At 47.8% G+C, this 15,032-nt stretch carries 8 protein-coding genes; 7 read left to right on the plus strand and 1 reads right to left on the minus strand.

Going from position 1 to position 15,032, the window contains the following annotated elements; genetic code table 11:
* Positions 1-18 precede the first annotated feature (18 nt).
* Positions 19-1,452, minus strand: a complete 1,434-nt coding sequence (locus BacF7301_RS04880; RefSeq protein ID WP_167960752.1) for a sialate O-acetylesterase — start codon at positions 1,450-1,452, stop codon at positions 19-21.
* Between the two features lie 266 nt (positions 1,453-1,718).
* Between BacF7301_RS04880 and BacF7301_RS04885 the strand changes: the two genes are divergently transcribed.
* The 7 genes from BacF7301_RS04885 to BacF7301_RS04915 are packed head-to-tail and all read left to right on the plus strand — an operon-like array spanning position 1,719 to position 14,375.
* Complete coding sequence (locus tag BacF7301_RS04885; protein WP_167960754.1) at positions 1,719-4,991, plus strand: SusC/RagA family TonB-linked outer membrane protein; 3,273 nt, start codon at positions 1,719-1,721, stop codon at positions 4,989-4,991.
* Between the two features lie 29 nt (positions 4,992-5,020).
* Entirely contained in the window at positions 5,021-6,832 is a 1,812-nt protein-coding gene (locus tag BacF7301_RS04890; protein ID WP_167960756.1) for a RagB/SusD family nutrient uptake outer membrane protein, read from the plus strand.
* Positions 6,833-6,852: 20 nt separating this feature from the next.
* A complete protein-coding gene (locus tag BacF7301_RS04895) occupies positions 6,853-8,667 on the plus strand; it encodes a heparinase II/III domain-containing protein (protein WP_167960758.1) in 1,815 nt (604 codons plus the stop codon).
* A gap of 24 nt (positions 8,668-8,691) precedes the next feature.
* A complete protein-coding gene (locus BacF7301_RS04900) occupies positions 8,692-10,623 on the plus strand; it encodes a heparinase II/III domain-containing protein (RefSeq protein ID WP_149951379.1) in 1,932 nt (643 codons plus the stop codon).
* A 15-nt stretch (positions 10,624-10,638) separates the two neighbouring features.
* On the plus strand, positions 10,639-11,817 hold the full coding sequence (locus BacF7301_RS04905; protein ID WP_167960760.1) for a glycoside hydrolase family 88 protein: 1,179 nt from the start codon (positions 10,639-10,641) through the stop codon (positions 11,815-11,817).
* A 15-nt stretch (positions 11,818-11,832) separates the two neighbouring features.
* A complete protein-coding gene (locus BacF7301_RS04910; RefSeq protein ID WP_004298778.1) occupies positions 11,833-12,306 on the plus strand; it encodes a hypothetical protein in 474 nt (157 codons plus the stop codon).
* Positions 12,307-12,335: 29 nt separating this feature from the next.
* Positions 12,336-14,375, plus strand: coding sequence for a fimbrillin family protein (locus BacF7301_RS04915; protein ID WP_167960762.1), 2,040 nt, complete (start codon positions 12,336-12,338; stop codon positions 14,373-14,375).
* Positions 14,376-15,032: the final 657 nt, after the last annotated feature.

A 15,032-nucleotide genomic window follows, 5' to 3' on the forward strand; every position in this document is an offset into this window, starting at 1 on the left:
GCCCCTTTATAGAAGCCTTTATTTCACATCATCCCACGTATCTGTACGGAACGGGAAAGCACTCAATCCGAAAGTATTCCGCAGCGTGATATTTCTCACATAATTGCGGAAAGCATAGCGCACGGCAACCGGTTGGGCTACCTCTTCACTCCACGCTTCTACTGTGTTGGTACGTCCTACAATCTTTGCTTTCGCCGGATAGAACTTCTTGTCCGCTCCCGCAATCTCAAATCCTTCCAGTTCGGAGAAAGTAGGGAACAACCCCGCAGGTGCATTATCGAATGTCACTATGGCCTTTTTGTCCGCATAGTCCACTTTGGTCATCATCGGGCCGTTGGATGGCAACCGGCGGATACCGTATGTCTTAGTCAATGCAAGCGTAGCCAACCGAAGCCCTACTACATCCTTCTGTGGCGGATGGATGCAGAATTCATCACCGATATCCGTAGTGGGTACAATGCCCGAATTAGGGATTGTTTTCAGTGCTTCCACTTGTGCTTCCCGCAATAAAGCGGCTCCCGTATTGCTGCTGTTTTCATATTTGTAAGGAGCAATCTGCACATAATAGAAAGGCATATCGGGTGCTTCCCACATATTTCTCCATAGTTGTACCATAGCACTCATCATCGGTGCGTAAAATTGGTAATTGGATATATTTGATTCCCCTTGATACCATAGGAAACCGCGTGCCGTGAAGTTTTTTATGGGGTACAACATAGAGTTGTACAAACATTCCAGACGTTGGTGTATATCCCGTTTAGGGCTTTTGGCAGCTTCCATGTCCATCCCCTCGATAGTACCCAAAGTCGGTTCGTCCATCCATGCTTCGATTCGTGAACCACCCCAACTGTTGATGACCAGTCCTACCGGAAGATGGAGACTTTCAGTCAGTTGGCGGGCAAAGAAATAGGCGGCGGCACTGCAATCAATCGTGGTTTCGGGTGACGATACTTCCCATTTCCTTTTTTCAAAATCCGTGCGACGTTTTGTTTCTTTTGTCCTCGGTACGGTGATGAACCGGATACGGTCACGGTAGTTACCTGCATTCAGCAGCGTTTCGAGCGAGTTGTCTATGGGTTGTGCCGTATTTCCCATCATGCGCATTTCCATGTTCGACTGTCCGGAGCAGATCCACACCTCCCCTATCAGTATATCCGAGAGAGTGACCGGAGTGCCGTCACTGATCGTAATAGAATAAGGAGTATAGCTTCCTTCGGGAGTGTCTACTTTCACCAGCCAGGCCCCGTCTTTATCTGTAGATGCCTGATAAGTCCGGTTGTTCCACGAAGTGGTGACGGTTACTTTTTTGCCGTCCGCCCAACCCCATAACTTAACGGAGCTGTTCTGTTGGAGTACCATGTGGTCTCCCATCATTGCAGGAAGCTTTACTTTGCCTTGTGCAATCGGTAGGAATAAAAATGATAAAATAAGAAGTAGAAAATGTTTTTTCATACTGACTTTATTAGATATTCGACGAATAGTGATTAGGTATCGGGCAAAAATACAACCTATTTTTAAATATGAAATAAAACTAGCTAGTCATTTTCTGATAAAAGCTGGTCGAAATCTTAAAAGCTTGATTTTCCTTTTCATTCTCCGCCGAATTTTCTTAATTAGTGGCATCAATCGCCTAAACAGTATTATTAGGTTGGCTAAATATCCCATTTCTTTGCAGGGTGAGTATTTAACAACCTAATTGTTTCATTAAATCTAATAAAATGAAAAAGAAGCATTATCTATTATTTTTATTGGCTTCGCTCTTTTTACTGACAGATGTGGTGTGGGCACAAACATCTGCCACGGTAAGTGGAGTAGTGATCGATGAGAATGGAGAAACCCTTCCGGGTGTTTCCGTCGTCGAAGTAGGTACAACAAACGGTGTCCTGACAGACCTGAACGGACACTACACATTAAAAACAACTTCTGCCAAACCTTCTGTTTCTTTCAGTTACATTGGTTATCAGACCACCACGCTTCCCCTGAACGGGCGTACGAAACTTGATGTACAGATGAAAGTGGAGACGAAAGTACTGGATGAAGTAGTGGTAGTGGGCTACGGTGTACAGAAGAAAGTGAACCTGACAGGTTCCGTGACTTCCATTAACTTTGCCGACCAGACGGAAGGACGACCCATCATGAGTGTTTCTTCCGCCCTTTCGGGACTCGCCGCCGGTATGAACGTCACACAAGCTTCGGGACAACCCGGCTCGGACGGTGCCACCATCCGCGTCCGCGGTAACGGTACGTTCAATACCAACTCCCCATTAGTCCTGGTGGACGGTATCGAATGGAGCATGGATAATGTGAACCCCAACGACATCGAAAGCATCTCCGTACTGAAAGACGCTGCCTCCACAGCTATTTACGGTACGCGCGCCGCCAACGGAGTCATCCTTATCACCACCAAAAACGGAAAAGGCAAACCGCAAATCTCCTATTCTTATTCGGGAGTCGTGCAGATGCCTTACAACAACCTCTCTTTCGTAAGCGACTATGCCCGTTATATGGGACTGGTGAACGAGGCTTGCGACAATGTGAATACCAAAGGCATCTTCTCGCAGGAAAGCATCGACCGCTGGAGGGCTGCTTCTGCCGATCCGAACGGGCTGAACGAGTACGGAGTACCCAATTACGTGGCTTATCCCAACACCGATTGGTTCGACGAAGTATTCGACACCGGATATTCGCAAGAGCACAACCTGTCTGTCTCCGGCAGTTCGGAGAAAGTGAAATACATGCTTTCTTTGGGCTATCTTGACAATCAGGGAGTCATGAACCGCTGGAACCTCGACTCAAGTACGCAGAAAATCAATTTCCGTACCAACCTGGAAGCCAAGATAGTGAAATGGATGACCGTCGGCACCCGTCTCTACGGGCAAAAGCAAGATTACGGGATGGCTAATATCAGCAACGGATTCAAGTATCTCTATCAGACCACTCCGGGTGTATACCCCGGCGAACCGAACTACTGGGGACGTGCCGCACTGGCCAGCGAAGAATCTTCCAATGCCAATAATATCTTCGGTCAGATGGCAGGAGCCACCGGTTTCAATACCGTCTGGCGTCTCAACGCATCAGTCTACGGAATTATCACTCCCTATAAAGGGCTCAACATTGAAGGTACATTCAACTATTCACCGACATTCACCGACAAGTCTTCTTATAGCCGCCAAAATGGTTATTGGGACTACGTCACCGACCAGCGTGTCAGCGAAAGCGCGTTGGAGAACGCTTCCATCACCAATACGAGCGCACGCACCTGGCGTCAGAGTGCCGAAATACTGGTACGCTACAATACAACCATCAAGAAAGACCACGACCTGGGCGCACTGCTCGGATATTCCGCACAGGAATATTACAGCAAGAGCTTTGCCGTTTCCCGTAAAGGCGCTACGGACTGGACGCTGAACGAATTAAGCACTTACGAGACGCTCGTCAGCTCTTCCAGCTCATCACCAGCCAAATGGGGATTGCTCTCTTATTTCGGCCGTGTCAACTACGGATATAAAGGGCGTTATCTCTTCGAAGCCAACCTTCGTGCCGATGCCTCCTCCCGTTTCGGTGTGAACCAGCGTTGGGGATATTTCCCCTCGTTCTCCGGTGGATGGCGTATCTCGGAAGAATCGTTCATGCAGGGAGCATCGGACTATCTCTCTAACCTGAAACTGCGTGTTTCCTGGGGAAAGACAGGTAACAACTCTACGGGCAACTACGACTGGCAGGCAAACTACGCCACAGGCAATGTCGTAATCGACGGTGAAGGAACGAAAGGACTGGTACGCAAGAAACTAAGCAACGACAAGCTGCATTGGGAAAGTACCGCCACCACCGACATCGGACTTGATTTCGGCTTCTTCAACAACCGCCTGACGGGTGAGATAGACTATTATAATAAGTATACTTCGGACATTCTCTACCATCCCGAACTCTATCTTTCGATGGGTGTCGTAGGCTCTGCTCCCGAGAATCTGGGTGAAGTGCGCAACCGCGGTGTTGAATTTACCCTGAACTGGAACGACCGCATCGGAAAAGATTTCGAATACCGGGTGGGTATGAACTTCTCTTTCAACGCCAACAAAGTAATGAAGTTCAAAGGCGAACTCCAGAAATACTGGACGTATGATGCGCAGGGAAACAAAGTCAGCTATGTTAATAACTTCAGTGATGTGTCTGAATCCGGTTTCGGAGGTTACATCTGCGAAGGCCGCCAACTTGGAGAAACCTATATGTATAAGGTGTACAGAGGTTCCGGCGAAGGCTATACCGGAGGTGCGGTGGATATCCATGCGGGGCCGAAGGACGGAATGATACGTACGAAAGAAGATATGGTATGGGTGCAGGCCATGATTGACTCCGGTTATTCGTTCGGAGGAATGAAGACAGTTGCCAAAGACCAGCTTTGGTATGGTGACATACTCTATGCCGACAGCAACGGTGATATGAACTACGGTGATACCAACGACCGGGATTTCTCCGGACATACCAGTGTCCCGAAATTCAATCTGGGTTTCAACTGTGCTTTCTCTTACAAGAACATTGATTTCTCCATGTTATGGTCGGGAGCTTTCGGGCATTACCTCAACTGGAATACGGATTACTACAACTCGACACTGGTCAGCCATGGATATGGCATTATCGAGCATATCGCCGATAACCATTACTTCTTCGATCCTTCTAACCCGGACGATCCGCGTACCAACCAGTGGGGCAAATATCCCCGCCTGACATACGGTACTACCTATAATAACAGAATCCAGAGCGACTGGAACGAATATAAGGGCGACTACTTCAAGTTGAAGAATATCCAAATCGGCTATACGTTGCCGCAACGGATTTCCAGCAAGTTCTTTGTTAATAAGCTCCGTGCTTTCGTGTCGATGGACAATATCCTGACGATCACCAGTTATCCGGGACTCGATCCGGAAATAGGAACTGCCATCGGTTATCCGTTGATGCGTCAGATCTCTTTTGGCGGACAGATTACCTTTTAATGATGTAGAACTAAAAAACAGAATCTGATATGAAAAAGATATTAATGATTTTAACGATGGCGCTGGCGGCTACCTCCTGCATGGATATTCTTGATGTGGCTCCGGAAGACCAGATTGCAAGTGAAAACATGTGGACTACGGAGGAGCTTGCCGACAAGGGAATGGCAGGACTCTACTTCCCGTTCTATGCCACCCAACTCTCCTCTACCCAGCTTCGCCGTGCCGACGGACTGAACCGTCAGGGAATCGAAGCTATGAGCTTTGCAACCGATTATTATTCCAACAACTATCCGGTGGAACTGCTTTCGCTGGCCACCAAACCTGCCAATGACTTTCAGGTGTGGTATGAATGGAAGTTCTGTTACACCATTATCCATGCGTGTAACGATGCGATTGCCAATCTGCATAAAGCGGATATGAGCGCTAATAAACTGGCGCGTTACCAATGCGAAGCCCGTTTCCTCCGTGCCTGGGCGTACAATCGTCTGAATATGCTTTATCAGGGTGTCCCCGTTTATCTGGAACCTATCAATAACGAAGACTGTACCCGTGGTCAATCTTCGGTGGATGAGGTATGGCAAGTGATTCTGGATGATTTGACGTATTGCATCAACAATCCCGACTTCCCCAATAACACGCTGAATGAAAACTACGGCCGTCCTTCTAAAGGTGCCGCTTATGCCCTGCGTGGTATGGTGTATATGTGGAAGAAGCAATACAAGGAAGCAGGCAACGATTTCAAAGAAGTGGAAACGTGTGGTTATGGCTTGTGGACAGGCGAATATGCCGACTTTTTCAAATATGAAAACGAAAAGGATAAAGAAATGATCTTCTCGCTCCAGTTCAGCGAAGAAACCGGTTATTGTGATAACATTCAGCAAATGACCGGTGCCCGCGATACGTATGATGGCTGGACGGAAATAAAACCTTCCGCAGACTTTGTAGATTACTATAAGAACGCCGACGGATCGGACTTCAAATGGTCGGAAGTAGACGGCCTGCAAGACTGGGACTTGCTGACTCCGAAACAGCGTGAAATCTTCTTCTGCCGTGACGGACTGGAATCCATGTCCTCACAAAAGAATGCGCTTATCAAACGGGTAGGCGAAGATATCTATCAGAAATATTACCTGAACAGCGGTAATGAAGCCCGCATCAAAAAGGCGTATGACAGTCGTGACCCGCGTCTGCAACAGACCGTCGTCACTCCTTATGTACCGGTAGACTGCTACAAACCTAATTACGCAGGAGATGCCAACCAGATCGGTAAACAACTCCGTTGGCCGTTGAAGGAGCAGGGCACGAATGGTGGAGACTTCTGGCTCGATAAACGTACTTCTGCTTTCTACTGCTATCGCAAGTACAATGAGTTTGAGAAAGGCCGTTTGATTAGCCGGAGCCGTTGTCATACCGACTGGCCGTTGATTCGCTATACCGATGTACTGTTGCAGTATGCCGAAGCATTGGCGCAGACCGATCAGTTGGGAGAAGCCATCCGCCTGGTGAATAAAGTGCGTACCCGTGCCCACATGCCTGCACTGACAGAGGGCGGAAGCGGCCCGTGCGCAGTGAACGGAAATGAAGACATGCTCGAAAGGATACGTTACGAACGTCGCGTGGAATTCTGTCTGGAAGGAATCAACTTCTTCGATGAAGTACGTTGGGGAACCTACAAAGAAACCAAATTCCAGGGGAAAGACATCAATGGCGGCAAATCCTGGTGGGGCGAACTGGTAGAGTATAACTGGTATTACACCGATTACATGTGGCCGTGGACTGCTCCTATCTCTGAAACGCAAAAGAACCCGAACCTGACTAAACGAAGCGGTTGGGCGTATTAATCATAAAGATTTGAATAAGGATGAAGAAAATACTTTTACTATTACTCATTTTTGTATCCGGTTGCACGGGTGTAGTTGCGCAACAGTTTGATTATGGCAAGATAGCGCCTCATCCCCGGTTGTTATTACCGGCGGGAGGAGAAGAAGCCATCAGGAAAGCCATTGCGGAGTATCCCCCGTTGGCCACTGTTCACCAGCGTATCATGGAACATTGCGACCGGACACTTACGGAACCACCTGTGGAACGTATCAAAGAGGGTAAACGCCTGCTGGCGATTTCGCGCATCGCGCTGAAGCGTATCTACTACCTGTCTTACGCTTACCGTATGACGGGAGAACGGAAATACGCTCTCCGTGCAGAACAGGAGATGCTGGCCGTCAGTCGTTTCACCGACTGGAACCCCACTCATTTCCTGGATGTGGGTGAGATGGTAATGGCATTGGCTATCGGTTATGACTGGCTGTACGATTCTTTGCAGCCCGACACTCGCCGGGTGGTGCGCGAAGCAATCATCGCGAAAGGCTTCGATGCGGCAAAGAACACCCGTCATGCCTGGTTCTATACAGCCAAGAACAACTGGAATTCCGTATGTAATAGTGGATTGGCGTATGGCGCGCTGGCTCTTTTTGAAGAGATTCCGGAAGTATCGAAAGGCATCATTGAGAAATGCATGGAGACAAATCCGAAAGCGATGGTAGGTTATGGCCCCGACGGAGGTTATCCCGAAGGGTTCGGATATTGGGGGTACGGGACAAGTTTTCAGGTAATGCTCATTGCTGCGCTCGAAAGTGCTTTCGGCACAGACAATGGGCTCTCCCAAGCCCCCGGCTTCATGGAGTCTGCCCGTTTCATGCAGTATATGACGGCTCCGGGCGGAGACTGTTTCTGTTTCTCGGACTCTCCGGTAGAGGCGGAATGCAACATGATGATGTTCTGGTTTGCAGGCAAGGCAAAAGACCTTTCCCTGTTGTGGATCGAACGTCAGTATCTCGACCGGGCGGATATGCCGTTTGCCGAAGACCGTTTACTGCCCAGCCTGATGGTGTTCTGTTCGCAGCTCGATTTGAAGCATATCGGCAAGCCGAAGAAAAACTTCTGGTTCAGTCGCGGAGATACACCTGTGTTTATCTACCGTGGCGGATGGGACAGCAAGGAAGATACCTATCTGGGAGTGAAAGGGGGGTCGCCTTCTACCTCTCATGCGCACATGGATGCCGGTTCGTTTATCTTCGAGAGAGACGGGGTGCGTTGGGCGATGGACTTGGGTATGCAGAGTTACATCACGCTTGAAAGTAAGGGAGTAGACCTGTGGAATATGTCGCAGAACGGACAACGTTGGGAAGTATTCCGGCTAAGTAATGTTGCTCACAACACCCTGACGATTAACGGCGAACGGCATTTGGTAGAGAGCAATGCTCCAATCACCCGTACTTTTGAATCGAAGAAACAGAAAGGGGCGGAAGTAGACCTGTCGAGTGTGTTTGCCAACAGTGTGAAGAAAGCCGTCCGCACCGTGATATTGGATCGGAAAGACCACCTGGAAGTAACCGACCGGTTGCAGACGGGAGACAAAGAAGCTGCCGTATCCTGGATCATGGTCACTCCGGCAGAAGCCAAAATTACAGGCAAGAACCGGATGGAATTAACCAAAGACGGACAACGGATGCTATTGACGGTAGATGCCGATACGGAAGTAGAAATGAAAACCTGGTCGAACGTGCCCCCGCATGAATATGATTTCCGCAATCCGGGAACCATCCGCGTGGGCTTTGAGACGGTGATTCCTGCCAATCGTGCCGTGCAACTGAAAGTACGACTTATTCCTTTGAAGTAGTAATACAAATAAATTCATTGAACCATGAAAACGATTCTTTTTAAAACAATCATCATAGCTTTCTTTGTAGGAACAGCCGTTAGTTGTTCCGATGAAGATGAGAACAGATTCCGTCCGGGATCTACCCATGAGAAACCGAATCCCACGGAGCCGGAGGGCGGACTGGATTATTCCAAACTGACTGCGGACAATCATCCCCGCCTGTTGATGAATGCCGAAGCCTTCACTGCGCTGAAAGCCAAAGTGGATGCTAATTCGAGTGCCAATCTGACCTTGCTCCATAATACCATTATGAGTGTATGCAACAGCAAAGGAATGAACGCCACGGCACTGACTTATAAATTGGATGCCAGCAACAAACGTATCCTCGATGTATCCCGCGACGCGTTGCTGCGCATTTTCACCTGTGCTTATGCCTACCGGATGACCGGCGATGCCAAATACCTGACTAAAGCGGAGACGGATATGAACGCTGTCTGCAACTTTCCCGACTGGAACTCGAAACGCCACTTTCTCGATGTGGGCGAAATGGCTACGGCTGTTGCATTCGGCTACGACTGGCTCTACAACGAACTAAGTGCAGCCACCCGTACGAAAGCGGCCAACGCACTGTTGAAGTTTGCCTTCCAACAGGCGCAGAACAAGAACTGGAACCTCAACTTCTACGAAGCCACCAACAACTGGAACCAGGTTTGTAATGGCGGACTGGTCTGTGCGGCACTGGCTTCCTATGAAAACAATCCTTCCGAAGCAAAGGACATGATTGAAAAAGCATTAGAATCCAACAAACCTGCATTGGAAGTGATGTACTCTCCCGACGGCAACTATCCGGAGGGCAGCGGTTACTGGTGTTACGGCACGCTTTATCAGGTATTGATGCTTGCCGCCCTCAACAGTACGCTCGGCACGGATAACGGGCTTTCCGATACACCGGGATTCTCCAAAACGGCAGAGTATATGCTGTATATGACAGGCTTGAACAGCAAGTTCTTTAATTATTCCGACTGTGCCCCCTCCTCTACTGCGGCATTGGCTTCGTGGTGGTTTGCCGATAAATACAGTAATCCATCCTTATTATATAATGAGCTGAAAATGTTGAAGAACGGCGAATACGCTTCCTGTGCCGAAAACCGCCTGTTGCCGATGATTATGGCGTTTGCCAATAATCTGAATCTGGACGCAATCTCCGCTCCTTCCAATAAACTATGGAGTGGAAAAGGGGAAACGCCCGTAGTGATGGTACATACCGACTGGACGTACACCGATACGGATAAATACCTCGGAATCAAAGGTGGCAAGGCAGGTTCGAGCCACGGACACATGGATGCCGGTTCGTTTGTGTACGACGCGTATGGAGTGCGCTGGTCAATGGATTTCGGTCTGCAAAGTTATACAACGCTCGAGTCGAAATTGTCAGCTTTGGGTGGTAATCTTTGGGATATGGGACAGAACTCGATGCGTTGGGATGTATTCCGCCTGAATAACTTGAATCATAGCACGATTTCAATCAACGACGCCCGTCACCGGGTAAATGGGGCGGCTACACTGACTACTACTATCAATACCGCTACGGAATTGGGAGCCACTTTCGATCTGACTGAAGTAGTGTCCGATCAGGCGGCGTCCGCTACCCGTACCGTGAAAATCGTGAACGATAAAGATTTAGTAGTCATGGATGAGATCAAGGCGAGAACAGATAAATCCGCCAAAGTGCGCTGGTGTATGGTGACGCCTGCCGTTCCGACGGTGGAAAGTAACCGCATTGTACTAACGAACGGAAGCAAAGTGATGTATCTCACAGCCAGCGGAAGCGTGAAGCCTACCTACAAGCAATGGAGTACCACCAGTGAGAACTCTTATGACCAGGCTAATCCGGGCACCTATATGGTCGGCTTTGAAGCAACGGTCACCGCCAATCAGACCGCCACATTTACCACAACCCTGTCCCCTAAATAAAAAAGAATGGAACGTATGAGAATCCTATTAATATCTATACTCGGACTTTTGACATTGGCCTCCTGCACGAAGCAGGAGCCGATGGAGGCATTGATTGACCGTGTATTTACCGTTGCAGAGCAACAATACACGACTATGGACACCCGCTTGACAGAAAAGACACTTCCCCGCACGCTCTCTGCTGACGGTGAGTTTGTTCCCTCGAATATCTATTGGTGGTGCAGCGGCTTCTATCCCGGTTCCCTCTGGTATATCTACGAATATACCCGGACGGACGCAGTGAAAACACTGGCCGAGAAGAACACGCTGAAACTCGACTCTATACAATACGTGACCAGGGACCACGATGTCGGTTTCCAGTTGAATTGCAGTTACGGGAATGCTTTCCGGCTGACAGGTAATGAGGCTTATAAACAAGTGCTCTATCAGGGCGCCAAGTCCTTGTCAACCCGCTTTAATCCTGCTGCCGGTGTGATTCGTAGCTGGGACTTTGTGCGCAAAGGCTGCGACTGGAAGTTCCCGGTGATTATTGACAATATGATGAACCTTGAACTGCTGTTGTCCATGTCGAAAGCCTACGCCGACGACTCTTTGCAGAACATTGCCTGTACGCATGCCAATACCACTATCCAGCATCACTTCCGGGATGATTATTCCACGTATCATCTGGTGGATTATGACCCTGAAACGGGTGCAGTGCGCGGCAAGCAAACAGTGCAGGGCTTCTCGGACGATTCCTCCTGGAGCCGCGGACAAGCATGGGCCTTGTATAGCTATACGATGATGTTCCGTCTGACGGGGTATCAGAACTATTTGCTGCAAGCCGGGCATATTGCCGATATGCTGCTCCGTCGTTTGCCTGCCGACGGTATTCCTTACTGGGATTTCGACGCTCCGGTAGAAGCACAGACCTATCGGGATGCTTCCGCTGCGGCTATCATGGCCTCCGCCTTTATTGAGCTAAGCCGTTATATCCCCGGCACGGACGCCAAGGAATCTTATCTTGCCATGGCAGAAAAGCAACTCCGTACGCTTGCCTCGAAAGAGTATCTGGCAGAACCGGGTACGAACGAATGTTTCATCCTGAAGCACAGCGTGGGTGCACTTCCTGATAAAAGCGAAGTGGATGTCCCCCTGACGTATGCCGATTATTACTTTTTAGAAGCATTGCTGCGGTATAAGAATCTACAATAATAAAACTAATACAATATGATTATGAAGAACTTACATATAAATATGGCATTTATCTTCGTACTACTGCTGATAACTGCCTCCTGTTCGGACAAGGATGATTCGGCTCCGCGTGTCATTCCCACCATGAACCTGACAGTTTCGGAGATTGCGGACAATACGGCTCTGATTACTTCCGAGCAGCAAACAGGAACTACGTTCGGAGCGAAAGTCATTGAATTCTATCCGGTGGCGGACATCGGCTTTGATTATAACATTGAAGTGAAGCTGGTGAAATTCGTAGAAGAGAACGGAGAACCCGTATCTCTGCCCTATACGCGTAAAATCACCGAAGGATTGCGTCCGGGAGTGAATTACATCAGTGCGATCATCGCCTATAATGCCGAAGGGCGTGCCGTGTGTTCCGCTTTCCAGACCTGGAAAGCTTCAGGAACGGAAGGAGCATGGAGTGACGGCGGTTCTGCCGGTGATCTGGAAGAGAATGAATGGTAAAAATGGTGTAACTCAAAAGAATGAATGGTATGAAAAATAGATTATTTGCAATAGGTGCAATGATTCTCATGATGACAAGTTGCACGCAGGACGAACTTATTTCGTCCGATAACGGCAAAGAACCGGCAACGGCAGGTTCATGTCTGACATTGGTTGGGCTCTCGTCTCCGCAGACGCGTGTTTCTATCGGTGACAAAACAGGGGATGTTTATCCGGTGCTCTGGAGCGAAGGGGATGCCTTGGGCGTGTTCTCTCGTACGGCAGGTACTGACATCAATAATGTGCAGTCTTTATTAAGTGATGAGTCGATCGGACAAAACTCCGGTGTCTTTACTTCGGACGACGTGAAGATGGCGGAAGAAGGAGCTACGGAACTTCTTATTTACTATCCTTACCGGGCAAGTACGGAACTGGCTGAAAATGATAACAAGATAACTTCTACCCTGTCCGTTGAGCAGGAACAAAGCCGTCCCGGCGATAGCCATCATATTGGAAAGTATGGTTTTGCGTTTGCCAAGGCTACGGTAAGCGGTCCGGATATGCTTGCTAAATTTACGTTGAATCATGCGATGGCGTATGTGAAGTTCAGTATCTCGTCACAGGAGCTTTCTACGTACAAGCTCAAGAGTGTTTCTTTATATGACAAGGAGACAAAAACTCCTCTTTCCGGTGTGTTTACAGCTGATTTGGATACGGACGAACTGACCTACGGTACGGATGTGAAACCGTATGCCACTGTTTCACTGACTACTCCCGAACTGCTCGCTTCCGCACAGGATATATACCTGACTACATATCCTGCCGATTTAAGCGGCAAAGAAGTGTACATTGTCATCACTCTGGAGAATGACCGACAGACTGTTACAATTCCTATTCTCAAAGAAGGAAAGCAACTGAAAGCCAATGCTGTTAATACGATTGCTGTCAACAACTTGAAACTTTCGGATAACTCCTGCGAATGGTATGAGCCGGTAGAGACACGTTTATTGGCAGGAGGATGGGCTTATGGCGAGTCCAACTGTCTGTTGACGAATATTTCTACCAGTGGCGTGAGCAATACGATTAGCGTGAAAGCACGTGGTAACTTTATGGAAGTGGAAGAACCCAAGTATGCCAAGACTATACTTAATTGCGATTTGGGTAATGCGAATAAAATGGTTCGGGTAAACGGCTCTGCTACAGATATTAGCCCTGTGAATGGTGATTATACGATTACGGTAACAGGGATTCAAACATATGCCGGACTACCTGGCGGTTGCGGTCAGGTGGCTATCTATGGAGCGGATCAGACTACCGTCATCTGGAGTTTTATTATCTGGATGACCCCTACTCCGGCAGAACATCCTTATGGTAATACGGGATATGTAGTGTTGGATCGTAATCTGGGTACTTATATGACGTGTGAAGGAGACAACTGGAAGCAAAACGGTGTTTACTTCCAATGGGGACGTCCTACGCCGGTCGGCTGGTCGGGAACCGTGGGTACTAATATACCTACCGAAGCCACCAACGTCCGCTTCTCTATAGAAAATCCCCGTTCGTTGCTTTATACCAATAATGTAGATAATACAAAATCCGACTGGTATCTGGGTGCATGGACAGGTGCACGTACCGATCGTAAAGATGACTTCTGGGGTAACCCGAATGAATCGAGCACTTATCTCAATCCTTCTGATGGTCATAAATCTATTTATGATCCTTGTCCGAAAGGTTACCGGGTTGTATCTCCCCGTGTATTGGATGAGATAGAGCAGAAAGGTGAATTTGTGAAACAGAGTGCAACTGCGGTATTTAGATATTGCTATGACGGTACGAACTATGCTTATTGGCCGTTGGCAGGTTGTAAGTGGGGTTCCAACGGCGGTAATAATGGTAACAATACAGGATTGGATGCCAGCAAGAGTGCCGCTTGTTATTGGTCTAACTCATCGGCAAGCAGTTATGGAAATGACAAGGATCAGGGAGCTACTTCTCTGTATTATAAAGTTTCCGATAAGACTTGGACACATTCCTCCGGTCGTTCCCATGCATTCTCCGTGCGTTGTATGAAAGATACCGAGAATCGTTGATTCTCTTCATTGAGAATATGAAATAGAATTCCCCGCTATATGAAAGTTTCTGCCTGTCTCCGGATACAAGGTACTTTCATATAACGGGGAATCTGTTCTGTTTTTAAGAATTTCACGGAAAAAGGAAAGAAAGAAAAGGGCCAAACAGAAAATAAACTGCATGAACAATTGCAAGAATATGCATTATCTCTCTTTTTCTTGTATTTATTTCCTTGAAATATGCACGATATGGTGTAATTAAACCATCCGTTTGCCGTAATCAAACCTTCCGTTTGGTTTAAACAAACCTTCCGTTTGCTATAATCAAACCATCGGTTTCTTTTAATGGAAGCTGAATTGGGTTTTTGAAGAGAATATATTGAGCTATTTTGTTTTTTTCTATTGCTTATTTGTAAATAGCAATCTGATGCATCTCTTGTGAGATAATAACTGTTTGTGCTTTCTATTGGCTACTTTTATTGCAACTTGTTTATTAATAGTACCTGTTTTGTGTTATTTGCGAAATCTGTAACTCTAAATGGCGGGCGTTTTTTATGAAGTGCAAGGAAAGGGTTCGAAATATGAAGAACAGGATAAGTAAAATATGCAATTCTTCATGTTGGCACTTTTTTCAGCGATCAATGTCTTTCTATTCGAATCTTTCTATATTTTTTTGCG

The sequence above is a fragment of the Bacteroides faecium genome, from assembly GCF_012113595.1.
GTDB classification, from domain to species: domain Bacteria; phylum Bacteroidota; class Bacteroidia; order Bacteroidales; family Bacteroidaceae; genus Bacteroides; species Bacteroides faecium.